Source organism: Rhizobium sp. AQ_MP (assembly GCF_014237835.1).
Lineage (GTDB): Bacteria > Pseudomonadota > Alphaproteobacteria > Rhizobiales > Rhizobiaceae > Allorhizobium.
Map to the genome: position 1 here is coordinate 272,947 of NZ_JACJVI010000005.1, position 24,826 is coordinate 297,772.

General features: G+C 61.8%; 27 protein-coding genes. 9 read left to right on the plus strand and 18 right to left on the minus strand.

The window, feature by feature from the left end:
- Nucleotides 1-49 precede the first annotated feature (49 nt).
- The 3 genes from H6M51_RS10960 to H6M51_RS10970 form a co-directional block, all read right to left on the minus strand.
- Nucleotides 50-676, minus strand: a complete 627-nt coding sequence (locus tag H6M51_RS10960; RefSeq protein WP_185809882.1) for a histidine phosphatase family protein — start codon at nt 674-676, stop codon at nt 50-52.
- A 203-nt stretch (nt 677-879) separates the two neighbouring features.
- Entirely contained in the window at nt 880-1,791 is a 912-nt protein-coding gene (locus tag H6M51_RS10965) for a DMT family transporter (RefSeq protein ID WP_185809883.1), read from the minus strand.
- Nucleotides 1,792-1,980: 189 nt separating this feature from the next.
- Nucleotides 1,981-2,709 (minus strand): pyridoxamine 5'-phosphate oxidase family protein, encoded by a 729-nt coding sequence (locus H6M51_RS10970; protein ID WP_185809884.1) that lies wholly within the window; start codon nt 2,707-2,709, stop codon nt 1,981-1,983.
- 64 nt (nt 2,710-2,773) lie between these two features.
- Between H6M51_RS10970 and H6M51_RS10975 the strand changes: the two genes are divergently transcribed.
- From H6M51_RS10975 to H6M51_RS10985, 3 genes are all read left to right on the plus strand, one after another.
- The gene (locus H6M51_RS10975) at nt 2,774-4,174 is read left to right on the plus strand and encodes a PLP-dependent aminotransferase family protein (RefSeq protein ID WP_185809885.1); all 1,401 of its coding nucleotides are present in this window, start codon (nt 2,774-2,776) and stop codon (nt 4,172-4,174) included.
- 557 nt (nt 4,175-4,731) lie between these two features.
- The gene (locus H6M51_RS10980) at nt 4,732-5,637 is read left to right on the plus strand and encodes a trypsin-like serine protease (RefSeq protein ID WP_185809886.1); all 906 of its coding nucleotides are present in this window, start codon (nt 4,732-4,734) and stop codon (nt 5,635-5,637) included.
- A 15-nt stretch (nt 5,638-5,652) separates the two neighbouring features.
- Entirely contained in the window at nt 5,653-5,826 is a 174-nt protein-coding gene (locus H6M51_RS10985) for a hypothetical protein (RefSeq protein WP_185809887.1), read from the plus strand.
- A 114-nt stretch (nt 5,827-5,940) separates the two neighbouring features.
- Here H6M51_RS10985 and H6M51_RS10990 read toward each other — a convergent pair whose 3' ends face one another.
- The 9 genes from H6M51_RS10990 to H6M51_RS11030 form a co-directional block, all read right to left on the minus strand.
- The gene (locus tag H6M51_RS10990) at nt 5,941-8,409 is read right to left on the minus strand and encodes a restriction endonuclease (protein ID WP_185809888.1); all 2,469 of its coding nucleotides are present in this window, start codon (nt 8,407-8,409) and stop codon (nt 5,941-5,943) included.
- A 175-nt stretch (nt 8,410-8,584) separates the two neighbouring features.
- Nucleotides 8,585-10,624: an ASKHA domain-containing protein gene (locus H6M51_RS10995; protein WP_185809889.1), complete on the minus strand. Its 2,040-nt coding sequence runs from the start codon at nt 10,622-10,624 to the stop codon at nt 8,585-8,587.
- Nucleotides 10,625-10,643: 19 nt separating this feature from the next.
- On the minus strand, nt 10,644-10,937 hold the full coding sequence (locus tag H6M51_RS11000; RefSeq protein WP_185809890.1) for a hypothetical protein: 294 nt from the start codon (nt 10,935-10,937) through the stop codon (nt 10,644-10,646).
- Between the two features lie 250 nt (nt 10,938-11,187).
- Nucleotides 11,188-12,162 carry a methyltetrahydrofolate cobalamin methyltransferase gene (locus H6M51_RS11005; RefSeq protein WP_185809891.1) on the minus strand — a complete coding sequence of 325 codons (975 nt, stop codon included), beginning with the start codon at nt 12,160-12,162 and terminating at the stop codon, nt 11,188-11,190.
- Between the two features lie 82 nt (nt 12,163-12,244).
- Nucleotides 12,245-13,342: a methylenetetrahydrofolate reductase gene (locus H6M51_RS11010; protein ID WP_162547939.1), complete on the minus strand. Its 1,098-nt coding sequence runs from the start codon at nt 13,340-13,342 to the stop codon at nt 12,245-12,247.
- 2 nt (nt 13,343-13,344) lie between these two features.
- The gene (locus H6M51_RS11015) at nt 13,345-13,944 is read right to left on the minus strand and encodes a methylenetetrahydrofolate reductase C-terminal domain-containing protein (protein ID WP_162547938.1); all 600 of its coding nucleotides are present in this window, start codon (nt 13,942-13,944) and stop codon (nt 13,345-13,347) included.
- Nucleotides 13,937-14,239 (minus strand): virulence factor, encoded by a 303-nt coding sequence (locus H6M51_RS11020; RefSeq protein ID WP_162547937.1) that lies wholly within the window; start codon nt 14,237-14,239, stop codon nt 13,937-13,939. The genes H6M51_RS11015 and H6M51_RS11020 overlap by 8 nt, the downstream gene beginning before the upstream one ends.
- 108 nt (nt 14,240-14,347) lie before the next feature.
- Entirely contained in the window at nt 14,348-15,124 is a 777-nt protein-coding gene (locus H6M51_RS11025; protein ID WP_246780475.1) for a formyl transferase, read from the minus strand.
- Nucleotides 15,125-15,135: 11 nt separating this feature from the next.
- Entirely contained in the window at nt 15,136-15,783 is a 648-nt protein-coding gene (locus tag H6M51_RS11030) for an exopolysaccharide biosynthesis protein (RefSeq protein WP_162547936.1), read from the minus strand.
- 261 nt (nt 15,784-16,044) lie between these two features.
- On the opposite strand from H6M51_RS11030, the gene H6M51_RS11035 reads away from it, so the two are divergent.
- Nucleotides 16,045-16,173 carry an entericidin B signal peptide protein gene (locus tag H6M51_RS11035; protein ID WP_162547969.1) on the plus strand — a complete coding sequence of 43 codons (129 nt, stop codon included), beginning with the start codon at nt 16,045-16,047 and terminating at the stop codon, nt 16,171-16,173.
- A 26-nt stretch (nt 16,174-16,199) separates the two neighbouring features.
- Here H6M51_RS11035 and H6M51_RS11040 read toward each other — a convergent pair whose 3' ends face one another.
- On the minus strand, nt 16,200-16,826 hold the full coding sequence (locus tag H6M51_RS11040; RefSeq protein ID WP_185809894.1) for a DUF1638 domain-containing protein: 627 nt from the start codon (nt 16,824-16,826) through the stop codon (nt 16,200-16,202).
- A gap of 38 nt (nt 16,827-16,864) precedes the next feature.
- Between H6M51_RS11040 and H6M51_RS11045 the strand changes: the two genes are divergently transcribed.
- A complete protein-coding gene (locus H6M51_RS11045) occupies nt 16,865-17,026 on the plus strand; it encodes an entericidin (RefSeq protein ID WP_185809895.1) in 162 nt (53 codons plus the stop codon).
- A gap of 49 nt (nt 17,027-17,075) precedes the next feature.
- Nucleotides 17,076-17,207, plus strand: a complete 132-nt coding sequence (locus tag H6M51_RS24850) for a hypothetical protein (RefSeq protein WP_281418950.1) — start codon at nt 17,076-17,078, stop codon at nt 17,205-17,207.
- A gap of 23 nt (nt 17,208-17,230) precedes the next feature.
- On the opposite strand, the gene H6M51_RS11050 is transcribed toward H6M51_RS24850, so the two are convergent.
- On the minus strand, nt 17,231-17,932 hold the full coding sequence (locus H6M51_RS11050; protein ID WP_162547933.1) for a B12-binding domain-containing protein: 702 nt from the start codon (nt 17,930-17,932) through the stop codon (nt 17,231-17,233).
- Nucleotides 17,933-18,202: 270 nt separating this feature from the next.
- On the opposite strand from H6M51_RS11050, the gene H6M51_RS11055 reads away from it, so the two are divergent.
- Together H6M51_RS11055 and H6M51_RS11060 are read left to right on the plus strand one after the other, a co-directional pair.
- A complete protein-coding gene (locus tag H6M51_RS11055; protein ID WP_185809896.1) occupies nt 18,203-19,768 on the plus strand; it encodes a trimethylamine methyltransferase family protein in 1,566 nt (521 codons plus the stop codon).
- Nucleotides 19,769-19,866: 98 nt separating this feature from the next.
- Nucleotides 19,867-20,601, plus strand: coding sequence for a ferredoxin (locus H6M51_RS11060; RefSeq protein ID WP_185809897.1), 735 nt, complete (start codon nt 19,867-19,869; stop codon nt 20,599-20,601).
- Between the two features lie 39 nt (nt 20,602-20,640).
- Here H6M51_RS11060 and H6M51_RS11065 read toward each other — a convergent pair whose 3' ends face one another.
- Nucleotides 20,641-21,201 (minus strand): GNAT family N-acetyltransferase, encoded by a 561-nt coding sequence (locus H6M51_RS11065; protein ID WP_185809898.1) that lies wholly within the window; start codon nt 21,199-21,201, stop codon nt 20,641-20,643.
- Between the two features lie 251 nt (nt 21,202-21,452).
- On the opposite strand from H6M51_RS11065, the gene H6M51_RS11070 reads away from it, so the two are divergent.
- Entirely contained in the window at nt 21,453-22,118 is a 666-nt protein-coding gene (locus H6M51_RS11070) for a phosphodiester glycosidase family protein (protein ID WP_185809955.1), read from the plus strand.
- A 326-nt stretch (nt 22,119-22,444) separates the two neighbouring features.
- On the opposite strand, the gene H6M51_RS11075 is transcribed toward H6M51_RS11070, so the two are convergent.
- The 3 genes from H6M51_RS11075 to H6M51_RS11085 form a co-directional block, all read right to left on the minus strand.
- Nucleotides 22,445-22,786, minus strand: coding sequence for a hypothetical protein (locus tag H6M51_RS11075; protein ID WP_162547929.1), 342 nt, complete (start codon nt 22,784-22,786; stop codon nt 22,445-22,447).
- Between the two features lie 126 nt (nt 22,787-22,912).
- The gene (locus tag H6M51_RS11080; RefSeq protein WP_185809899.1) at nt 22,913-24,118 is read right to left on the minus strand and encodes an ABC transporter permease; all 1,206 of its coding nucleotides are present in this window, start codon (nt 24,116-24,118) and stop codon (nt 22,913-22,915) included.
- Nucleotides 24,108-24,824, minus strand: a complete 717-nt coding sequence (locus H6M51_RS11085; RefSeq protein ID WP_185809900.1) for an ABC transporter ATP-binding protein — start codon at nt 24,822-24,824, stop codon at nt 24,108-24,110. Before H6M51_RS11085 ends, H6M51_RS11080 begins: the two co-directional genes overlap by 11 nt.
- Between the last annotated feature and the right edge of the window lie 2 nt (nt 24,825-24,826).

Below are 24,826 nucleotides of genomic sequence, written 5' to 3' on the forward strand. Positions count from 1 at the left end.
TCGAACGCGATCCAGGACCTCAGAGATCGCGCAGAGGGCAAAACGGCCGCTAGAGGCCGGCGAGATGGTCCGTTTCGCCCAGCGTGACGACGGCGCGGCTCTTCCAGAACGCGTGTTCGGCCAGATGGGTGATGCTGCCCGAGGACACGGGAAAATTCACCCGCCCGAGGCTTTCGATTGGCATGCCGATCCACCAAGCGATGACGAAGGTCAGTGCGAAGCCGTGGGTGACGACGATGTGGGTCTGTGACGCATCAGTCTGCAGCGCGTTCATGGCGCGGTAAATGCGTATGCCAGCCTGCCGCCGCGTTTCGGCGCCTTCGATGCCGCCGGTATCGTCTAGGCCACCGTGGGCAGGGACAGGCCGACGGCGGTCCGTGAGCCAAGCCTGTGGTCGACCCTCGGCTACACCGCAGCTCACTTCACGCAAATCAGACGTCAGGTCAGGCGCCAGGGAGAGATGACGACCGATGATTCCTGCGGTTTCGCGGCATCGGAGGAGGTCCGATGAGGTCAAGGTTGCGGCCCTGCCAGCCGTGAGTTCACCAAGGCGGGCCGCGATCGTCAGGGCCTGGCGATTGCCGAGATCGGTCAGCGGTGTATCGTACCAACCGCCAACGCGGCCTTCGACATGGTGCACGGATTGTGGATGGGTGACGACATAGAGCGTACACATCGGCCGCACTCTCCCTCTGGTTGTTCTGTCTTTTCATACAGAAAGGGAAGGCGGGTCAAGCCGGCGAGGCCGAGCGGCCCCAGTATCTTCGCCGCGTGTTAGCGTTCTGCTGGTGCGGCTGGGCCGGACAACTGGCGTTCTACCGGGCGGAGTGGCGTGTAGACTATTGCGCGCAGATTCCAGGTTGTTCCAGATAAGTCGTTTCAGGCCTCGGCATCCAGGGCTTCGGTCTTGGCCGCCATCGCTGATGGTTTGCGGTTCGACGGCAGGCCCAGGGTCAGCAGAAGGCCAGCGATGATGACGAGTGCGGCACCGGCAAAGACCGGAATCGTCGGAATGTCGGCAAAGAGCAGGTAACCAAACAGGGCTGCCCAGACCAGGCTTGAATATTCCATGGGGCCGACGACAGACGCGGGCGCGAAACGGCAGGCTTCGAAGAAGCAGAGTTGTGCCAGATAGATCTGCAGGCCGATGGCCGCCATCAGAGCCAGGTCGACCAAGGATACCGGCGAGCGCCATTCGAGGAAACCCAGGCTCAACACGAGAAAGACCAGGGAGGTGGTAAAGAGCTGGACATCGGTGCTTTCTCGCGCGCCGCTCTTGCGCGTGAGCACCACGGTCAAGGCCCAGAACAGGGCTGAGCCGAGCGCATAGAGAACCGGGAGCCCGGCAGTGTCGATGCTCGGTCCGGCTGCAACCACGGTGCCGACAAGACCGAGCGCGACAGCCAGGCCGTGGGCGAGCCCCACCTTCTCCTTGAGCAGGAGCATGGAAAACACAACGATGATCAAAGGCGCGGTGGAATAGAGTGTCGTGACATCGGCCAAAGGCAGCGCGTTCGCCGCCTTGTAGAAACAGAGGGCCGAGAGGAACTGGAGGGCGCCACGGATGGCTGTCGGCAGCTTGTGCGGGCTCGCCGCAAAAGCCCGGAGCGTCGCCTTTCGCCCCAGGACCAGAGTGATCGCGAGCATGGCGGCGCTGCGCAGAAAGATCAGTTGCCAGAGGGAGTAGTCGCCGCCGAGCCATTTCATGGTGGCATAGTGGAGCGTATAGAGCGCGTAGCTGGCGAGCGCCAGCAGAATGCCGAGCCATTTCCGGTCTGCGATCTCAGCCATTCCCTTGTTCCTGTAGCATGCGCGGCCGTGGCGGCGCGGGCCCGAATGGCACCACACCGCCAGCCTACCGGATAAAGCACGAGGGCGCTCGCGGGCTGGTCCAGGTCCGACAGAAACAATCCCATCTCGTTCGGTCGTCCGAGACGTCAAGGATCGTGCCCGCGGGGACTTCTTCTGACGGCCCGACCTTTAGCTGCCGAGCTGCTCATAAAGCGCCTGGCTTTCCGCCAGGACCTCGTCCAGCCGGCGGCCTTCCTGAAAATGGGCGAGGTGGTCGGGATAGGCGACACCGCCGGGCACCTTGGGGCAGATCTCGGGGGCGCGCAGGCGCGTTTCCACGGGGATGACGCCGGCCCAGACCGGTGAGTCGACATCGGCGGGGTCATCGGAGACGCCGCCGGAGCGGATCTTGGCCGAGGCCTCCTCGATGCGCATGCCGATGACCATGGTGCCCTTGGCTTCCTGCGGGTCGTTTTCGCGCAACACGCCCGTGCGGCCGGGATAGAAGCGGTCCACGACGGCATCCAAGGCCTCGGCCTTCTCCTCCGGGTCATCGATGATGTGCGCGGTGCCGAAGCACATGGCGGAGCGGTAGTTGGCGGAGTGGTGGAAACCGGAGCGGGCGAGCACCAGGCCATCGAGATGGGCGACGGTGAGGCAGACGGGGATACCGGACTTCTGGGTCTTCAGCATGCGGCTCGCCGACGAGCCGTGCCAGAACAGCCAGTCGCCGTCGCGCCAGTGGATGGTCGGCGTGCAATAGGGCTGGCCGTCGATGACATAGGCGACGTGACAGAGGAGAGCCGCATCGAGCACGGCATAGACGACCTCGCGGTCGTAGGCTGCGCGCTCATGCAGGCGCTTTGCCCGGTTGCGCGGGGTGACGGGGAAGGATTGCGGGTCGGGTCTGTCGTTCATGCTTGCCTCCTTGCGGCTGATGCGGCAGGGATAATCGGATCAATTGGTCCAAAGAAGATCCACCATGACGCAAAAACTGCGAACCAATTCCGACTGGTCTGCCAGCACGCCGATGTTGCCGGCCAAGGGCCCAAGGCGGCTGGCGCTTTATCGCGCGCTGCGCGGGCTGATCGAGAGCGGCCAGATGAAGCCCGGCGACAAGCTGCCGACGACGCGGGACATTGCCGGTCGCTTCGGCATTTCGCGCGGGGCGGCGGTTGCGGCCTATGAAATGCTGGTGGCGGACGGCTTTGCCGAGGCGCGGGTGGGGGCGGGGACCTATGTGGCCGAGGCCGTGCCGCGGTTGCCGGCACCGCCCGAGCCGCAGGTGATCGAGGCCGAGGAGGCAAAGCCGCCGCTGCCCGGGGCTCTCGGCTGCTCGACGGCGGACGAGACGACGCTCCGCATCTTCCGCATGCTGATGAACCGGCATCTGACCCAGCCATCGGCGCGGCATTTCCATTACAACGACCCGGCCGGAAGCCTGGCGCTGCGTGTCGAGGTCGCGGCTTACCTCAAGGCGGCGCGAGGGGTGACTTGCGAGCCGGATCAGGTGATCATGACGGCGGGCACGCAGCAGGGGCTGGATCTGGCTGTGCGGACGCTGCTCAAACCCGGCGATCCCGTCTGGATCGAGGACCCGTGTTATGCCGCCGCCCGCGAACTGTTCGAGGGCACGGGGCTTTGCGTGACGCCGGTTCCCGTCGATGGCGAGGGGATCGATGTGGCCGCAGGGATTGCGGCTGCGCCTGCGGCGAAGGCGGTCTATGTCACGCCGTCGCATCAATATCCGCTGGGTGTGACGCTTTCGATGGCCAGGCGTCTGGCGCTCATCGACTGGGCTCGGGCTACGGGCGCCTATATCATCGAGGATGATTACGACAGCGAGTTCCGCTTTGCCGGGCCGCCCTTGAGCGCCCTGCAGGGCATCGATGGCGAGGGACGGGTGATCTATCTCGGGACGTTTTCCAAGACGCTGCTGCCGGGCTTTCGCTTCGGCTATCTCGTGGTGCCCCGGGCCTTGCGTGAGGGGGTGCTGACCATTCGCCGGCTAACGGATCGCTTTCCCTCGACGCTATCAGAGGATGCGCTGACCGAATTCCTGCGCGACGGGCATTTTTCGGCGCATATCAAACGGGCGCGCAAGCGGGTGAAGGCGGCGAGGGATGCGCTGGTCGCGGCGCTGCGCTCGAACAGGCTGACGGTGAGCGTGCCGGAGCAGGGGCTGCATCTGGTGGCGGAGCTCGACGGCGCGGAAGACGATGTGGCGCTGGCGCATGAGGCACGGGCGGTGGGTTTCGGGGTGAAGGCACTGTCGCCGCTTTATGCCGGGCCGACGGAGCGGCGAGGGCTGGTGGTGGGGTTTTCCGGGTTTGAGCCCGAGTTTCTGGCGGCGGCCGCGCGGCGGTTTGCGGCGGGGCTTTGACGCGAGTGGCGGCGGTGATTGCAGCAGGGCGACGGGGGCAGGGCGTTTGCCGTGGGGTACCTCCCTCTGTCGGCTGCGCCGACATCTCCCCCACACTGGGGGAGAATGGGCCGTCGCGTATGCCGCTCTCTCGGTGATCCCAGAGGCGGATGATGGGCGGCGTTTCGGCCACAGGGGGGGGCGCCGAACGCCATCGTTTCCTGTTGGGGAAGAGCCGTGCCTTTTCGACCGCATGGTGCCGGGCCTCGACGGCTGTTGTTCCCAAACATAGTCACCCAAGAGGATGAATCCGCGGGGTGAAAACTCCTCGGCATTCAGCTGGAATTAACAGAGACGATTCGATGCTATTGCGTGGGGTGTGTCGCGGCACCTGCTGCGTGCCAGGCGGGTAAGACGATCACCTTCGACAGCCGTTCCTTTCTCCAAGGCAGCGGTGGTCGCGGCGGTCGGCCTTGTCTCGCGCGAAGCCGGCATACCCCTACGCAACCCTGCAATTCAAAGACCAACCACAGCGGAACATGGCACAGATGCCCAGTGAGACACCCAAGGCGAGAGGCATGACATCAAGGATCCTATCGGTGCTGGCCGGCACGGCGCTCATGGGATTGGCGGCGGCCGGTCCAGCCCGGGCGGTGATCATTCTCGACAGCACCTGGGCTGCTCAGGGGGGGGCGGTCGGGGCGGAAGGCGAGGGATTTGGCGCGGCCAAGGCGCTCGCCATGGAGCCGCAATTCTGCGCCATCATGAGCTTTTACGACGGCGAGCAGATCGGCGGTTCCGGCACCTGGATCGGCAATGACGCGGATGGCACAGCCTATGTTTTGACCGCGGCGCATAACTTCGGCACCGGCAACGACCCGGACAACTGGACCTATTACACCCGCGCCGGCACCGAATTTTCCGGCAAGGCCGTGCATATCCATCCCAATTACGACGCAAACAGCGACGACACGCCGGGCTATGATCTCGCCATCGTGGAACTGAACGGACCGGTGGAGGATTGCGATACGCCACCGCTCCTCTATGGCGGGAAGGATGAACTCGGAAAAGTCGCCACCATGGTCGGCTTCGGCTCGCGGGGCATCGGCTCGGTCGGTCAGGATGACAAATACTACAAGAGCGAGGATGCTGCTGCGGCGCGCAACATCATCGACGTGGTCGAGGATCCGGCCCCCGACGGCAAAGGCGGCAACCAGCTGCTGGTCGACTTCGACAGCGAAGATGGCGCCAACAATGTCTTCGACAACAGCGATCCCATGCCGGTGGATGAGTATGAGGGCGTGCTGGGCTCGGGCGACAGCGGCGGCTCGCTCTGGATCGAGACCGACGAGGGCTGGGCCATTGCCGGGGTCAACGACTGGGGCGACGATGCCGTCTATGGCTCGACGGGCGGTTTCGGCCGTGTCAGCCCGCAATATGAGTGGATCAAGTCGATCTTCGATGCGAAGTTCACCGGCGAGTAGGCGGCGGACGGGGTGATGCTGGAAGGCAAATGGTTCTACGGCAAAGGCTGGGTGAAGGTGCTGCGGCGGCGGATACTGGCCTTTCGCGGCTTCAAGGATTTGAAGGTGAAGCAATTTGGCCCGGTGCGCGGGGCCACGCCGGAGGTGCTGGCGAAGATGGTGGTGGATCCCTCGGGGATTTTGGGGTGAAGGTGTGAGTAACTATCAGCCTAATAGCTGCTTTTGAACAGTCCCGGACGCTACAATTCGTTTTGGCTTCACTTTCAATTAGCATTGGAACTGTTCACTGCGGCTCTCAGCCAGTCATTCTAGCTTTCGTAGGGACGAAAACATTGCTGCCAAATCAGAATTGGAGAAGTCTTGTTTCGGAATGTTCGGCCCTGTTGAATGTCGTGAGCGATACGCGTGTTTGGCATTCTCGTTTTCTTCGCGGTTGCGCATTTCGCTTGCCCACTCCAGTTGTTGAAGCCGTTCGGTGAATTCCTGTTTCTTCGAATAAGGTACCGAAACCGGCGCATAATTCTCGATCGCTTCGATATGGGTAAGCCAGTCCGCGATCTCCTGTTCGGGGTCGGTGCTTCGTGGAATGGTGTCTACGCTGAGAGCATCGACCGCTTCCTCGACGGCCTGTTCAAATCGCTCCATAAAGACGTCGGGCATATCCAGTGTGGCGGTATTCAGGCTTTGAGCAAGCTTGGCGAGTTCCTCAAGTTCCATTGCGTAGTCTCGATCCTCGCATACGAACCTGTATACTTCGCGGCGCAGATACCGGCCAAAGGATCTGGCATGTGGCAGATGGCTGTATCGTCCATCTATCAGCGCTTCAGCAAGTTGGGGTAGCTTTACAGGATCTATCCAATAGGCTTTGGACAAATCGGACCGCCGCAACCTTCGGCAGATTTCGAGGTCGCCAGTTAACAGGATCAGGTCACCAACCAGATCTGCCATTTCATGTAACGGCAACTGACTTGTTAACCGGGTGGCAGCGATGTTTTGAAGCAACAGTACAGCAACCTCCAATTTCATAGGTGCTGAACCGTTAGTCTTGACCAAATCCCAGAACTTTACAGCAGTCTGCCATCGAGGCAATGAGCCAGCCATCACCTTCAGAACATTCGCGTCCATTGCCTCTCGCGATAGGAAATCTTGGACGGAAGGATTGATGAAGTTGACACGGTCATCGTCAATTACCACGAACGAGGATTTAACTTCCCGGATCGCTTCTTCAAACATGGTCTCACGCAAACCTTGTTCCGAAATAACCCCGAAACGGACCACGGCGTTCTCGAAGAAAGGACGAAGTTTTTTCACGGAAGCACCGTTGCCACGCCATACCTCGGCCTCACAGTAATAGAGGGAGTACAACATTGCCCTGGCCCTTTCGCTGATGTGATGCCTGAAGGCCTTTTCCCAGATTTTGTCTGGCCTTTCCAAGGTCTCCAGAAAATGAGCTGGATATTGCTCTGGTAGTATTCCGCGCTGACCTATCTCGTCCGTCATCCACTGGACGATGCGTGGCATATAGTTGCGATGATCAACGATCTGACGAACGGTATCCCCGGCTAAAAGGGCCTGTATCGAGCGCTGATCAATATTTGCGTGGTAAAGGTGATTATAAAGAATGCGCGCCTTCAGCTCGCGCGTATAGGTGGCTAGATTGAGAACAAACTCGGACATCCGAACACGGCTCTCATCCAAAGCTTCTGAAAAGGTCAATGCGGCCTCCCAGATATAGGCTCGAGTTGTCAGAACGAAACGCTTGGTCTTGTCTCGGTGGATCATTGCCATGAAGCGGACAATCTTGCTGTCCTGGCGTGCAAGCGCGGCCTGGTCCAACTGGATCTTGCCTAGGAAGTCGTCGAATACAAAAATTTGCTGCGCTTCGGCTCTGAAGGCTCGAAACCCGTCCTCGATGGAACCAATAGCCACGAACTCCCAACCGTCATCGCTGTAGTCCGCGGCAATAACTTGCGATAGCGTGGTTTTGCCAACGCCTGGCGGCCCCGAGATAATCAGACAATGTCTGTCCTCAAGGATACGAATTGACGCCGCCAAACTGGGATTAGCGACATAAACCTTGAGGATTCGCTCCAACTGGTAATCGTCGGCCGCAGAGAAAACTGCAATATCATTATTTAGCAACCTCTGGAGCACCGCGCTGCTCGATAGCCAGAGCTTGATGTTTCGCTTTTCGACCTGTGAATGCCGTCGAAGCAGTGCATTGAGTTCAGTGCGCCCCCAAATTCGCGACGCCGTCGCCGACGAGTAGTTCAGCAAAGATGCCAATTTGGATTTACGTGGCTGGGTGAGTGGCTGCGAGGTAAGAAAGTAGTATTCGACTGGCTTGAGCTGAGCGACCTTAACAGACTCTTTCTTTGCTGAGGTTTGGAGGCTTGACCACGTGCTGGCTTTGTAGTGCTTTGCTTGCAAAATGATGTCACCGTCGGCACGCGAATGTCGACCATCCATTCCACCATCAGCGCCTTCCGCGAAACGCTCAAAGCGCAGGCCTGTTTCCGCAGCCAGAAGATCGATGCAAAGCCCCTCGAATTCAATCGGCGAGAGATTAGCGAAGTCATAGATGTCAGTCATCGGCACGAACCCCATGTGTTGTGACAATGATATCCGAGAAATTGTTGTGGAGCACTGAGCCAGCTGAGATTGCAACAGTTTTGAAAGTTGCACCTGCAGTATCAGAGTAAGGTCGCCGCTTTGCAATTCGCTATATCTGCTGATACGGCGCCGGGGCATCGCGAAGGCGATGCTGCTCATTGAATCTCGGAGCGTTATCCCAGCCCTGTCTGGTAGCCGCGTAGCGGCTGACTACAGCGCCCAAAGGGGCGTTGCGAGCGAACTTGATATCTAGAGGCTCAAAGCCGCATGATTTGCTTTCCGCTATATCCTTCAAGCCTCCAACGCCCCAGTCAGAACAGAGCGACCTCGCCTCTTACTCCCTGCTCCTCCTTCTCCTCCGCCCGCCACCGTCCCCATCGCCCTCCGCCAGAACCTTCCGCTCCGGCAGCGTCACCACACTCGCCAGCTTCGGGAAGGGATCGACCTTGTTCGGCAGCGCCATGGCGTCGATGAAGAGTTGCTGGAAGTGGGGTTCCAGCGCCGTTTCGATCTTTTCGATGCGGGTGACGGTGTCCTCGATTTCGCGGCGGTGGTCGCGGTTGAGGAGGGCCATGAGGGCGCCTGTGCCGGCGGCGTTGCCGACGGCTTTGACGTCAGAGAGTTCGCAATCGGGGATGAGGCCCAAGACCATCGCGTATTTCGGATCGATGAAGGAGCCGAAGGCGCCGGCGAAGCGGATGGTGTCGACGGTTTCGACCTTGAGCTTTTCCATCAGGAGCTTGATGCCGGCATAAAGCGCGGCCTTGGCGAGCTGGATGGCGCGCACGTCGTTTTGGGTGACCGTGATCTTCTGGGCGCCGTCATGCAGCAGGTAGGAGAAGGTGCGGCCGTTTTCGAGGATGCGGGGGCTTTTGGCGGCCATCGCGCCATCGACGACGCCATCGGCGGAGATGACGCCGGAGAGGTACATTTCGGCGACGACTTCGATGATCGCCGAGCCGCAGATGCCGGTGATGCCGGTCTTTTCCGCCGCTTCGGCAAAGCCTTCCTCATCCGACCACTGCTCGACGCCGATCACCTTGAAGCGGGGTTCGAGGGTTTGAGGGTCGATGCGGACGCGTTCGATGGCGCCGGGGGCAGCGCGCTGGCCGCAGGAGATTTCGGCACCTTCGAAGGCTGGACCGGTGGGCGACGAGGCGGCAACCGTGCGTGTGCGGTTACCAAGCACGATCTCGGCATTGGTGCCGACATCGACCATCAGCATCATCTTGTCCTGGCGGTGCGGGCCTTCCGCCAGGGTGGCGCCGGCGGCATCCGCCCCGACATGGCCGGCGATGCAGGGGAGCAGATAGGTGCGGGCACCCTGATTGAGCGAAAGCTCGATGTCGGAAGCCTTGCAGGAGACGGCGCCGGATACCGCGAGCGCAAAGGGCGCCTGGCCGAGTTCGGTCGGGTCGATGCCGAGGAAGAGGTGGTGCATGATCGGGTTGGCGACGAAGACGGCATCGAGGATGTCGGTGCGGGCGACGCCGCCTTCGGTGCAGACCTTGTCGACGAGATCGGAGACGGCCTGGCGGACGGCCTTGGTCATGGCCTCGCGGCCATCCGGGTTCATCATCACATAGGAGACGCGGCTCATCAGATCCTCGCCGAAGCGGATCTGCGGGTTGGACGCGCCGGAGGAGGCGACGATGCGGCCCGAGAGCAGCGAGACGAGGTGCATGGCGATCGTGGTCGAGCCGATGTCGCAGGCGATGCCATAGGCTTCGTTGTGCAGGCCGGGCCAGAGCGCAATGACGGTCGGGCGCGAGGTGACGCTGTCGCGATGGATCGCGGCGGTGACGGTGAAATTTTGCCTGCGCAGGATCTTTTGCGCCTGGGCCAAGAGATAGGGCTCGATCTGCAGATCGGTATAACCCCAGTCCTTTTCCAGCATGACCTTCATGCGGTCGAGATCGCCGAGCGGCTTGTGCATGTCGGGTTCGTCGACCTCGACATAACACAGATGGACGGCCGGGTTGCGCTCGATGACGCGGTCGGAGGCTGCCTTGCGCACGACCTGGGCATTGACGACCGTATCCTGGGGCACGTCGACGACGAGATCGCCCTGGATGGTGGCCGAGCAGGAGAGGCGACGGCCCTCGGGCAGGCCGCGAACGCGGTCATAGCGCTCTTCCTTTGGGCCGATGGGGGAGATGTGATCGTTGGACGAGGTGATGCCGTGTTTGGCGAACTGGCCTTCCTGGACCTCGATCTGGCAGCGCCCGCAGGTGGCACGACCGCCGCAGACGCTCTCGACATAGACGCCGAGCGTGCGGGCTGCCTCGAGCACCGGAGTGCCGACGGGGAAATGGCCACGCTTGCCGGAGGGCATGAAGAGGACGAGGGGGTCTTGGTTGGTGGCGTCTGTCATGTTCTTTATCCGCGTCCTCTCAGGGCGCCAGTTTGATATAGGCGAGCGCGGCAATCAGGGCAGCCGCGAGCCCAGCTCCGGAAATCCAAGTAAATTGGTTGATCCGCCTCGCGGTCGCCAAGTGGGGTGCCTTGGCCACGATCACAACCAATGCCAAGCCGATCGTGACGACGAGGAGGATGGCAGGAAGCAAAAACGCCTGCAGTGACTGGCTCGCTTGCGCGAATTGCTGCTTGTCCGGAAACGCGCCCAGTCTGAGAACGGCAACGACGATAACCGCAAATAGTGTCGTATACAGAAATTGCTTCAGCATAGCGGATCCCGCGCGTGGACCAGTGCTCTGTCCTTACCTTTCAGCGGAATACCTGCCTTCACACAACGAACTCCGGCGGTGCCGGAGGTCATGAAGAGGACGAGGGGATCTGCGGTCTCGGTCATCAGGGTCTTTCGGTTTCGAGGGACGTTTCCCTCTTTGTTGGTGGAGGGGGTATACCCCCTCATCCGGCGCTACGCGCCACCTTCTCCCCGCTGGGGAGAAGAGGCGCCTCAACCGGTCTTTCCCATCACTCCGTCGGCGCACCGCCACCGACACGTGCCGCGCGACCGCCGCGGCGACCGCCGCCGGTGGCGGCAGAGGCCGGGGCTGCGGCGGGGGCTGCATGGCCGCCACCTTCGGCGGGCTTGTAGTCGCGATAGGTCTTGATCCAGTTGTAGCAATTCTCGTCGGTGCCATTGAGGACATTGGCGGCGCGGACGGCTTCCATTTCCTGCGGGCGGCAGGGGTTCATGATGGCGGATGTCATGCCCGCACCGATGACCATCGGGATGAAGCCGGCATTGATGCCGTGGCGATGGGGCAGGCCGAAGGAGATGTTGGAGAGGCCGCAGGTGGTATTGACCTTCAGCTCCTCGCGCAGACGGCGGATCAGGGCGAAGACCTGGAGGCCGGCCGAGCCGATCGCGCCGATCGGCATGACCAGCGGGTCGACGACGATGTCATGCGGCTTGATGCCGTAATCCATGGCGCGCTCGACGATCTTCTTGGCGACGGCGAAACGAACGTCGGGATCCTGGGAGATGCCGGTCTCGTCGTTGGAGATGGCAACGACCGGGACATTGTACTTGGCGACGAGCGGCAGGATGGCTTCGAGCTTTTCTTCCTCGCCGGTGACGGAATTGACCAGCGGGCGGCCCTTGGCGACCTTGAGGCCGGCTTCGATAGCGGCGGTGACGGAGCTGTCGATCGCCAGCGGCACGTCGACGAGGCCCTGAACGATTTCGAGCGTCTGGACGAGCAGGCCCGGCTCGGTCTCGTTCGGGTTGACCGAGGTCACGCCGGCATTGACGTCGAGCATGGTGGCGCCGGCGGCGACCTGTTCCAGGGCATCCTTGATGACGGTCTCGAAATTGCCGGCCTGCATTTCGGCGGCGAGCTTCTTGCGGCCCGTCGGGTTGATGCGTTCGCCGATCACGCAGAAGGGCTGGTCGAAACCGATGATGATTTCCTTGGTGGCGGATGCGACGATGGTGCGGGTCATTTCAGTCCTCCGGTCGATGCCGGCTCTCGCGCGGCGAAAATGGGATGTGCCGGCAAATGCCGGACAAAGGCAAGGCGGTTGTTCAGTGTTGCTGCGCGTGGGCAGCCCTGGCGGCGAGTTCCTGCTGGTCCTGGACCGGATCGGCACCGATCTCGCGCATGCGCTCGGCGGCGATATCGTCGGCCCGGGCATGTTCGCGCTTCCAGGGCTTGCGACCCTTCAGAATGCCGGATTCATGGACGATTTCGGCGACATATTCCTCCTGGCGATAGGCCATGACGTGTACGCCCGAGACGCCCTCGATCTCCTTCACCTCGTTGATGATGTCGATGCAGAGCTGCTTGCCTTCCTTCTTCTGATCCTCGGCGCCTTCCAGGCGCTTGATGACGTGGTCGGGAATGTGGATGCCCGGAACGTTGGAGCGGATCCACTTGGCGGTCTTGGCGGAGGCCAGCGGACCGACACCGACGAGGATGTAGCATTTCTCGTGGAAGCCGAGGTCGCGGACCTTCTTCATGTATTCGCGGAACATCGGCACGTCGAAGCAATACTGGCTCTGGACGAACTGGGCACCGGCCTCGATCTTCTTGCCGAGCCGGTAGGGACGGAAATCGTAAGGCGGGGCAAAGGGGTTGATCGCCGCCCCGAGGAAGACCTTCGGCGGGCTGGTCAGCTTGCGGCCGGACAGGAATTTCGACTGGTCGCGCATGGTGCGGACGGTTTCCAGAAGCGACATGCAGTCGAGGTCGAAGACGGGCTTGGCACCCGGCTGGTCGCCGGCCTGCACGCCATCGCCCGTCAGACACATGATGTTGGCGACGCCCATGGCGGCGGCACCCAAGACGTCGCCCTGGATGGCGATGCGGTTCTTGTCACGGCAGGCGATCTGCATGATCGGGGCGTAACCCATGCGGGTCAAAAGCGCGCAGATGCCGACCGAGGACATGTGGCAGTTTGCGCCGGACGCATCGACCGCATTGATGCCATCCACCCAGCCGTCGAAGACCTTGGCACGCTCGTAGACATCTTCCGGATCGGCGCTGTCGGGCGGGTTCAGCTCGGCGGTGACGGCAAACTCACCGCGGCGGAGCACGCGTTCCAGCCGACCAAGCGAGGAATGGCCGGGCAGGGGATCGAGCGGCAGGTGAACGCCAAGCGGATTTTCGTCGATCTGGGCCATGCTCAGGCTTCCTTTGCCGTGTTCTTTTCCCGCTCGGCGGCGGCTTCCGCCGTCACCCGCAGCCAGGAGGATGTTTCGCGCAGCGACTGGTTGACCGGCTTCTGAACTTTGAGGATCGCGTCGCCGGCGACCATGTTGCGCGAGCCGTTCCAGGCCTGGACCCAGACGCAGGGCATGTCGGGCTCGACTTCGCAATTGCCGTTGGCGCGGACACCGCCGCAGGGGCCGTTGCGCAGCTGTTTCGGACAGTTCATCGGGCAGGACATGCCGGTCGAGGACAACACGCACTGGCCGCACATGCGACAGTCGAAGAGCAGGCCCTTCACATTGCGTTCGACGAAGGTGATCGGCTTTTCGACGCGGTTGTAGCCGAGCTTCTTCCAGACCGGGTGGAGGAAGAGGAAGGCATTGGCGAAATTGCGGTAGAACCATTCGAGGAAGCGCGAGTTGCGCACCGCCCAGAGACGGATCGTGTAGGAGCGGCGGGCGCGGCGGTTGGGCGAGACACCCGCAGGCGTGAAGGCGCCGCTGGCAGCCTTGGCGCCCGGGGCGGCATTGCCCTTCTTCGGCGGGCCGGGATCGACGAGTTTGGGTTCAGCCATTGTCGCGGCCTCCTGCATGGACGAGGGCTACGAGGCGGGCCTTGTCGTAAGCCGCCTCCAGTTCGGCGGCAGCACTTTCGGCTTCGGCGTCCAGATCATCACCGACCGGGACCGGATCGGCCTTGCGCCAGTCGGCGAGATAGGCGTCGGTTTCGGCAGCGCCCGAGCGCATCGCCGCCATGTCGATTGCCTCGGTGAAGCGCAGCGAAAGCTCGCGTTTTGCGGATTTGCGTCCCTGCTTGACGATCACCTGGGCCGGGATATCCCGCCAGTAAACGACGATCTTGTCTGCCATGCCACTCACTCCCTTTCAGGGCAGAATGCACGGGGGGCATTCGCCGGACTGCGCTTTTCACGACGTCGCTTATCGCCAAAAACGACGCTGCCACGATCGGCGATGTTTTTACCAGATTCGGCGCATTAGGCCGCACCAGATCCACGACCAGAGGGTGGGGGGAAAGCGGAGTGCGGAGGGGCCCGGCGGCATGTGGGGCGCCAGGCGTCCGGCCAGCGCGTCCTCGATCGATTGGCGCGTGATGTCCAGAGCGGCAATGGTCAGCAGCAGCGGATACGTCGAAATGAAATCGGAGGGTGCTGGTTTTGTGCGGACCTCGTACAGCGTGCCACCTGTGTCGGTGCCTGCATCAACCAGATGAAGCGTTGCACCAAAATTTTCGGCATCGTTTTCGCGCAACGACCAGTAGCCACCCATCTGGCCGCGATAGTTGGGATTGATGCCGGCATGCAGGTTGATGACCGGGCAGGGCAGGGCGGCCAGTTGTCGTACCGACATCAGGCGGGTCGAGACGAGCAGGATGGCGCCGGGCTTCAGTTCATCGACGAGTGCCGCCGTTTCCGGCGCGTTGATCGAGGTGACCGGGTGGATCGGGACAGTCTGCGGAAGTGTGCGGTCGAAGTTGTGACGGGTGAGCAGTTCGGCGACACGGCGGTTGGCGGCACGGCGCAAGGCGCGCGCTGCGATCATCGTTCCAAGCTGGCCGAGCGCGTTGATCCAGCCCAGGCGACGGGCCCGCCGCCTGACGATCTCCCCCTTGCTCTCGGCCTCTTCGAGGATGACCTCGACGTCCATCCCGGATCTGGCGAGATGCTGGATGACGATCGTGGGATTGAGCCCACCGGCCGTCATGACGACCACCTTACGGTTCCGGGACACTGGCATGGGCATCTGCATCAGACGACAAGCGAAACCACGGCAACGGCGGTGTAGACGACAAAGCCGGCGACAGCCAGTGACAGGAGGCCGATCAGGCAGCCGATGACGACACCGAGACCGTCACGCTGGGAATGGGCAAAACCGAGGACTGCCAGAGCAAAGGCCGGGGGCCAGTTGCCAAGCGGGATCGGCAGGAAGACGACGATGGCGAGAATCAGCGCGAGGACGCCGATCAAACGCTCCGCGAACCGGCTCCCGAAGAGCCAGAAGCGCGGCACCACCAGCTTTTCAGCCCAGCGCATCCACGGCACGAGGCGTTTGACGATGGCTTCGAAGGTCTGGGGTTCGACGCCGTAATCGCTGACGATGCGAGGGAAGAAGACCCGCCCGCCGGGCGACGCCATCATCTGCCAGGCGACGAAGATCAGCGGCAAGCCCAAAATGAAGGTCGCCCCGGGCGGCAGAGGCACAAGGTTGGGCAGGGCGAAAACGAGGAGAAAGGCGCCGAAGGATCGGTCCTGTAGGGCGATCGCAATATCACGGATCGTCACCTTGCGGTCGGTCGTGCGGGCCAAACGGACGAGGAGGTCCGAAAGATTTTCTGGATGGTTGCTTTCACGCGCGGCGGCGAAACCTGCCGCCCATGTATCTGCCCTGTCGGTCATTTCTCATTCTCTTGGTTTTTGTTGACCTGTCAGCCAGTGTCACAGACGGTGATTACAACCGGATTAAAGCGGATCCGTGTCGTGTTCACGGTTTCGAGAATGGTGAAGGGAGCGTGAATGCTGCCTTCTGCTTTCCGTAGAAACCGTCCTAACCCCTTGCCTTGATTTTTTCGTGATGGCTTGTCACCTAATCCTGCTTGAACAGGTAGACGGGGAATCAGGATGACTGTTTTTGCTCATCGCACGGTCGGCACCCTCGCCATGCTTTTGGTGCTGACGCTGGGGCTCTCTTCCTGCGGGAATACGATCCGCGGGATCGGCAATGATGTCGGCAATGCGGTTGACGCGACCAAGGATGCCGGGCGCAGCGTCGCGAACTCGATCCGGTAGCCGATTCATTTCGGAAAGCGGAGAAATCAGTCGGCCGGCGCGGTAGCGCGTGCGGCCTCGAGCAGTTCCGGCTGCAAATCACCATAGCCCGTGAAGCGGTATTCGTAATCGAGCTTCAGGTATTCCGCCGCCCATTTTGCCTTGGCCTGCAGTTCGGCGTCTTCGGTCTGGGCGAGATAGACAATCTTCGTGTAGTTCCCGAAGACCATGTCGCGCAGTTCGGGGTGCCGATCGAGTTTCAGCGGTTCGATGACGAAGGCCTCGAACTGCCTCGTGATCAGGTCCGTCAGGTAGAAGGCGGTGAACTCCGTCTCGCATTCGGCGAGGAATTTTTCGGTGCCGGTGAAGAAGGCATAACAGTGGGGACCGGAGAGGCGGGTCAGCCGCTCCTCGGCGCAGATCCGGTCGATCTCGCCCTGGGTGCCGCATTCGGCATAACCGATGAAGATGTTCTCGTGGCCTGCAGCCCGGGCTTCGGCGATCTTTTCGCGCAGCGCCGGCGCGATCTTTTCCGGCCAGACATGCCAGATGGCGGGAAGACATTCCAGGCTCAAATGGTCGAGCCCGTTCAGCGCCTTCACCGCCAAGATTTCACGGGCAATCGCTCCGCAGGCGATAACATGAACCTTTTCCGATTTGGCGCGTTGTTCCATCGCATTCCACTCGTCACCCAGACAGAAGGTACATCAACATGATGGCGAAAAAACTGACAGCCGGCGCAGCCCTCGTTCTCACCATCTTCGCACTGTCGTCCTGCGGCAACACGATCCGTGGTGTCGGCCAGGATGCGGCCAACACCGTCAATGCAACGCAGTCTGCTGCCAATAACGTTGAAGGTGCAGCAACCCGCTAACCTGGTCTGACGACCATATCGCCCGCCACGGCTGACACAGGAGGAGAGCATGACGCTCGAGACGATCGCCAAGGCCAGTGCCATCTACATGCTGGCGGCCGTCCTGTATGCCGGAGGCCATGTCGCCTGGCAGAGCATGATGTCGGCACCGCAGGGCGCATATGTGGAAGCCGGCCTCTAGGGCCGGCTTCTTTTCTTCCAGTCTCAGGCGCGGGCGCCCATGCTGTTGTGCTTGCGGGCAATGAATTCCTTTGCCGTTTCGACCGCGACGGCGGCATCGCGACAATAGGCATCGGCTCCGACGGCCTTGCCGAATTCCTCATTGAGCGGTGCGCCGCCGACGAGAACGACGTAATCGTCGCGGATGCCCTTTTCCTTCATCGTGTCGATCACGACCTTCATGTAGGGCATGGTCGTGGTCAGCAGTGCCGACATGCCGAGGATATCGGGCTTTTCACGCTCAAGCGCTTCCAGATAGTTTTCGACCGGATTGTTGATGCCGAGGTCGATCACGTCGAAGCCCGCACCTTCCATCATCATGCCGACAAGGTTCTTGCCGATGTCGTGGATATCGCCCTTGACCGTGCCGATGACCATCTTGCCCTGCTTCGGTGCGCCGGTGGCGGCAAGCAGCGGACGCAGAATGTTCATGCCGGCCTTCATCGCATTGGCGGAGAGCAGAACTTCCGGAACGAAAAGAATGCCGTCGCGGAAATCGATGCCGACGATGCGCATGCCTTCGACGAGCGCCTGGGTCAGGATGTCGTAAGGTGCCCAGCCGCGATCGAGCAGAATCTGTGTCGCTTCCTCGATCTCTTCCTTGAGGCCATCATAGAGGTCGTCATGCATCTGCTGCACGAGTTCCTCGTCGGAGAGTTCGGAAAGAATGATGTCGTCTTCGGCCATGGTGGTGCTTCCCGCTTCTTTTCAAACGCGATTCCGGTCGCGCCGGGCATGAGACTGCCCGAAGGAAACTTAAACCTCAAGTTCGTGAAAAACTCTTTTCGATTACGACGCGCCGCCCCTGAAAAGCGACGGAGACAGACAAGCGTGAGAAAAGCCGATGTCTGTGAGACGCAAGCCGTTGGCGCATAAAGGATGGTTTCACATGCGGATTGGAATAGCATAATGGAGGAGAGAAGCAGCGCGGATGAGCGCTCGAGCGAGGAAGCAGACATGGATGACATTACGGCAGAACCGGGCGCAGGCCGCCGCCAACGCGGCGAAGGACGGGGGGCCGCGGCCCGCAGAGCATCGCGCAGCGGCGGCGGTGCCGGTCCGTCGATGCCCTATATCACCCGCAAGATCAAAACCTATGAGGTGCTGGACGAGGAGGGGCTGGAACTGATCGAGCGCAATGCCGATACCGTCCTCGAAGAGATCGGCATCGAATTCCGTGAAGACGCCGAGGCGCTGGAACTGTGGAAACAGGCCGGTGCCGATGTCAGGGGCGAACGGGTGCATTTCCCGAAGGGCCTGTGCCGCGAACTCCTGAAGACCGCGCCTTCTGAATTCACCTGGCACGCCCGCAACCCGGAGCGCAATGTGCGCATCGGCGGCAATGCGACGGTGTTTGCACCGGTCTACGGTTCGCCCTTCGTGCGCGACCTCGAAGGCAATCGACGCTATGCGACGCTTGAGGATTTCCGAAACTTCGTAAAGCTCGCCTATATGGCGCCGTCGATCCATTCATCGGGCGGCACGGTCTGCGAGCCGGTCGACATTCCGGTGAACAAGCGTCACCTCGACATGGTCTACAGCCATATCAAATATTCCGACAAACCGTTCATGGGCTCGGTCACGGCACCAGAGCGCGCAGAAGATTCGGTCGCCATGGCCAAGCTTGTCTTCGGTGACGACTTCGTCGAAAACAATTGCGTCATGCTGAACCTGATCAATGCCAACTCACCGATGGTCTTCGACGAGACCATGCTTGGCGCGGCCAAGGTCTATGCCCGTCACGGCCAGGCTTCGGTGATTTCGCCGTTCATCCTGTCGGGCGCCATGAGCCCGGTGACCGTCGCAGGCACGCTGACGCAGATCCTGGCGGAAGTTCTGGCAGGCGCCTCCTTCACCCAGCTCATCCGTCCGGGTGCGCCGGTGCTGTTCGGCACCTTTGCCGCCTCGATCTCGATGCAGTCGGGTGCGCCGACATTCGGTACGCCGGAACCTGCACTGGTCTCCTATGGTGCGGCGCAGCTCGCGCGGCGCATGGGCCTGCCTTTCCGTACCGGTGGCTCGCTCTGTGCCTCCAAGGTTCCGGATGCCCAGGCAGCACACGAGAGCGCCAATACGCTCAACATGACACTGCTTGCCGGGGCGAACTTCGTCCTGCATGCCGCCGGCTGGCTCGAGGGCGGACTTGCCGCCTGCTACGAAAAGTTCATGATCGACCAGGATCAGCTCGGCATGATGCAGAAGATGGCAGCGGGCGTCGATCTGACGGAAAGCGGCCAGGCGATGGACGCCATCCGCGAGGTGGGCCCCGGCGCGCATTATCTCGGCTGCGCCCACACGCAGGCCAATTTCCAGACGGCCTTCTATCGCTCGGCGCTCGCCGACAACAATTCCTTCGAGCAGTGGGAAATCGAGGGTCGCAAGCGGATCGAAGATCGCGCCAACGCGCTCTGCCGTTCGTGGCTCGATGCTTACGAAGCACCCGCTCTTGATCCGGCGATCGACGAGGCACTCCTCGCCTATGTGGCGAGCCGCAAGGATTCGATGCCCGACGCCTTCTCCTGAAAGGGTCCCGTTGCCAGGGAGCAAGGCGGAGCTAGCCAGGTTGCCGACATGATCCAGGAGGAGGTCTGGCGACCGCATTACAAGATCGAGGGGCCGCGATGAGCGGCCCTTCTTCCGTTCTGACCGAGATCGAGGCGCTGCTTGCGCCGCACGGGCTTTCGCTGCGCGGGCTCGTTCGCTTCGGGCCCGAAGATGCGGCGCCCATGCTTGACGATGGCGCGCGCGCTGAGGCGGTGCTGTTGATTGGCGCGGCGGGTGGAGCGATGTGGCCGCATTTCGAGCGCTGGCGGATGTCACAGGCCGATCGAGGGGGTGCCGATCCGCTCGACCGCTGGTCGAAGATCGTGATCGACGAGATTGGCAATCGCATCGGGGCAGAGCCCTGCTACCCGTCGGATCCGCCTTACCAACCCTTTCAGCGCTGGGCCATGCAGGCGGAAGGGCTGGAACCCTCACCGCTCGGCATTCTCATTCATCCACGCCTCGGCCTCTGGCACAGCTATCGCGGCGCGCTCATGTTTCGCGCTCTGGACGGCGCGGTGGAAACGCCTGTTCGCAGCGAGGTCCACCCCTGCGATACCTGTCGTGACAAGCCGTGCTTATCTACATGTCCTGTCGGAGCCGTCTCGCCCGATGGCTTCGACGTTGCCGGCTGTCGAAGGCATCTCGTCACGCCGCAAGGGCAGGGCGGCTGCATGACGTCTGGCTGCCTGGCCCGCAACGCCTGTCCCGTCGGTGACGCGTTCCGGTATCCGGAGGCACAGCTCAAGTTTCACATGGAGGCGCTCAGGCTGCCGGGAACAGACGGGTCCGCTTCGAGACCCCGCACCTAAACCGGCAGGGCACCGTGCAGATGCAGCGGATGTCTAGCCTCACGTTTCAGCAGGCATTGATTCGTCCTGGTGCGGTTGGAATTCATGGGAAAGGATGCCCAGCATCAGGTCGTCATGCCAGACACCATCCACAAAGGCCGTTTCCCGTTCGCGCCCTTCAAGGACAAAACCACACTTCTCGTAGGCTCTTATTGCGCGCTTGTTGTAGGCAAGAACACGCACGCCGACCCGATGGAGGTCCATTTGGGTGAAGGCGTGGTGCAAAAGCAGGCAAATTGCCCGGGTTCCCAATCCCTTGCCCAGCATCTGCGGATCGTAAATCGCGATTGCCATGGAGGCGCGCCGGTCCTGAGCGTTGATGCTGTGCAGCTTGATTTCCCCGACCAATCGTCCATCAACTTCGATGATCCGGGCGTTCACGTCTTTGGATTGGCCGAGTGCCCAGGCCTCGGCTGCTTCCATTGTCATAGGTTTGTGGTCGGCTTGGCTCACGCCGAACATCCACGTTATGTCCGGGTCATGGCCGAGTGAGAACCGTGCCGCGGCATCACCTGCGGTCGCGAATCTTAGGCGCAATCTTGGCGCTTCCATCACGTTCATGGGTTCCCTCGGTCGGAAAGTCTGGTCCAGGTCGCCAGGTCAGATCGAAGCTTGCACAAAGATCCCGGCAAGAAAACTGCCGGCGCTCGGTTGTTGCTGTTGACCAGGCCAGGAGACAGACTTCACAAATCGGGGGATAGTCGCCATGAGGGAGGCTCCACCGAGGGTCCCACGTGCATTCCCCACTGAAGCTCATCGTTCTTCTCGCCGGATTACTCCTGCCCTCGCTTGCCGTTGCGGCTTGCGAGGAGATGCGCCAGGAGCAAGAGAGCTATCTCGTTTGCCGTTTTGATCCTGCAAAGAACGATATCCGCCTCCACCTCGCCTCTCCGGAGGGCCTGCCCTATGGCGGATTTGCGGGGCTGCGTCGCCAGCTCTGGGCCGAGCGGCGGGTTCTGGTCTTTGCCATGAATGCCGGCATGTATCACGACGATCTGTCGCCGGTCGGCTACTTCGCCGAGTATGGCAAGGTGCTGAAGCCGGCCGTGACCGGAGGCGGCTGGGGGAATTTTCATCTGCTGCCGAATGGCGTCTTCCTAGTGAAGGACGGCAAAGCGTCCGTCATGGAGACCAAGTCCTTTGTCGCGCGTGGGATTGACCCGGACTTCGGCACGCAATCGGGCCCCATGCTGGTCATCGACGGAAAGCTGCATCCTCGCTTCCTGGCCGACAGCGACAGCTTCAAGATCCGCAACGGTGTGGGCGTCGATGCAGACAGCCGGGTCGTGATGGTCGTGTCGAGGGTGCCGGTGCGGTTCTACGACTTCGCGACCCTTTTCCGCGACCGTCTCGGCTGCCAAAACGCGCTTTATCTCGACGGCACGATTTCCAGCGTCTTCATCGCCGAAGAGAATCGGATGGACCGGCTTTTCCCGATGGGGCCGATCCTCTCCGTCAGCATGCCGATCCCGCAATAGTCGGTCGGTGCATTCGGCTGCGCAAACCGTCGTGCACTCTTGCTGCAATGGCGCTAGAACCGTTCATTTCCAAATGGAATCAGTTCTGTTGGCTGAAACGGAGTCGGATGGTCGCCCGGCTGGCGCGCGTCGTAGCCATAGCATACGGCCAAGCCAGCCGGGCGATCAGGCGGCCCGTTCCCGCCGACCCGAAGGGCCGGGCATATTTCCGCCGGGATCAGTAACGATCGTCTCGCCCATACCTCAGGGTATGCGCTGCGCCGATCGTCGCTGCCCCGACAAAAATCTGCTCCGGCAGAACTGCTTCCATTTAGAAATGAACGGTTCTACACGGCAGCCTTCGGGTAGGCGCGCTCCAGACCGCCGGAACGTGACAGGCCGGTGCGAAAGGCGGCGAAGGCCGGGTGCTGGCTGGACCGCGCGGCTTCCATCAGACGGATCTGCAGCCGGCCAGGGGCATTGTTGCCAATCCATTCCCCGTTGCGTTCAAGCTTCAGGGAATTCAGAAAACGCGCTTCCGATGCGATATCGAGGTAAAGGTACAGCCCTTCAAGAAAGGCATCGTCCTGGGCCGGGTTTTCGAAGATGAGCCGCAGGAAAGCCTGGTCGGGCTCCTGCATCGAGGCGATCTTGGCGGCGACTGTGTCGCGGTCCGGGAATGCGGACATGGGCTTACTCCCTCAGGTGGTCGACTGTCCGGACAGCCGTACCGTCGCCGGTCGCATGTCCATTAGGCCCAGCTACAGCATGGCAAGTTTGCCCCAAGCTGGTCGCCGGACTTCAGCTTGTACCGTTCATTCGTGGCGCAGGGCATCGATCGGGTTCATCTGGGCGGCGCGCCTTGCCGGGAAATAGCCGAAGATCATGCCGATTGCGGCCGAAAAGGCGAAGGCAAGCAGGATAACCGAGGGACTGGCGACGAAAGGGACAGACATCAGGCTGACCGCCGTGTAGGCGATGCCGAGGCCGAACGCGATTCCGACCACGCCGCCGAAGACGGACAGCGTGATGGCTTCGACCAGGAACTGCATGAGCACCTGACGCTCCACCGCGCCGATCGCGAGCCGAATGCCGATCTCGCGGGTGCGTTCCGTGACCGAGACCAGCATGATGTTCATGATTCCGATGCCGCCGACGAGCAGAGATACGGCCGCGACCGCGCCGAGCAGTCCGGTCATCAGTGTCGTGGTACCGGTGAGCGTCGCAGCCATCTGCGTCATGTCGTTGACGGTGAAATCATCGTCGCGGCCGGGGACGATCTTGCGTCGTTCGCGCAGGAGCCGTTCGACATCGGCCTGGACCTTGGCGGTAGAGACACCGTCTTCGGCCGAGAGCATGAGGCTGGAGACGTCGCTGGAGCCGCTGATGCGCCGCTGAAAGACCTTGAGCGGCATCATCACCACGTCGTCCTGGTCGCTGCCCATGCCGCTCTGGCCCTTCTTTGCCAGTACGCCGATGACCTGGCAGGCGACACTGCCGACGCGAATCATCTGATCGACGGCGGGGGTCGAGCCGAAGAGCTTCGAGCGCACCGTTTCGCCGATCAGGCAGACGGCCTGGCCGCCACGCTCTTCGGAGGCAAGGAAGCTGCGGCCGGTTGCGAGCTCCCAGTTCTGTGCCACCAGATAATCGCCGCCCGAACCGATGATCGCGGTCTGGCGGCTCTGGCCGCCGAAGATGACCGTCTGGCTGGACTGGTTGATGGCCGCCACGGCGCGAAGCCCGGGGATCTGGTCGCGGATCGCCTCTATGTCGCGGATCGTGAATTTCTTGGCATCCGTGCCGGCGCGACCGGGGCCAAACTGGCCGGGACGGACGAACAGAAGGTTGGTGCCGAGCTTGGAGATTTCGCTCGTCACCTGGGCTGTGGTGCCATTGCCAATCGTGACCATGGCGATGACAGCCGCGACACCGATGACGACGCCGAGCACGGTGAGAAAGGAGCGCAAGAGATTGCGGCGAATGGCACGCAGTGCCAGCTTCAGGGTCTCAAGAAACACTGGCGACCTCCGCTTTCGCATGGCTGTCGCACTGGATATGGCCATCGACAAAACGCAGGGTGCGCTTGGCATAGGCTGCGATATCGTCTTCGTGGGTGACCATGATGACGGTAATGCCATGATCCCGGTTGAGCCCGGTGATCAGCTCCATGATCTCGCGGCTGGTCCTTGTGTCGAGATTGCCGGTCGGCTCGTCGGCCAAAAGCACAGCGGGGCTGGTGACGATGGCACGGGCAATCGCGACGCGCTGTTGCTGGCCGCCTGAGAGTTCCTGGGTGGTGTGGTTCTCGCGACCGGAGAGGCCGACCTGCGCTAGCGCCTTCAGCGCCCTTGCGCGCCGCTCGCGGGCGTCCATGCCGCGATAGACCAGCGGCAGTTCGACATTTTCCACGGCGGAGGTGCGGGCGAGAAGATTGAAGCCCTGGAAGACAAAACCCAGCATGTGACGGCGCAGCAGCGTGTATTGCGCCCGGTCGAAGTCCGAGGTGTCGATGCCCTGGAAAAGATACTGGCCCGAGGTCGGCACATCGAGGCAGCCGAGGATGTTCATGGCCGTCGACTTGCCGGAGCCGGAAGGGCCCATGATCGCGACGAATTCATGCCGGTCGATGGTAAGGTCCACACGGTCGAGGGCGCGGATGGTCGCCTCGCCGCGACCGTAGATGCGGGAAATCTGGCGGAACTCGATGAGCGGGGCAGGGGCCATCA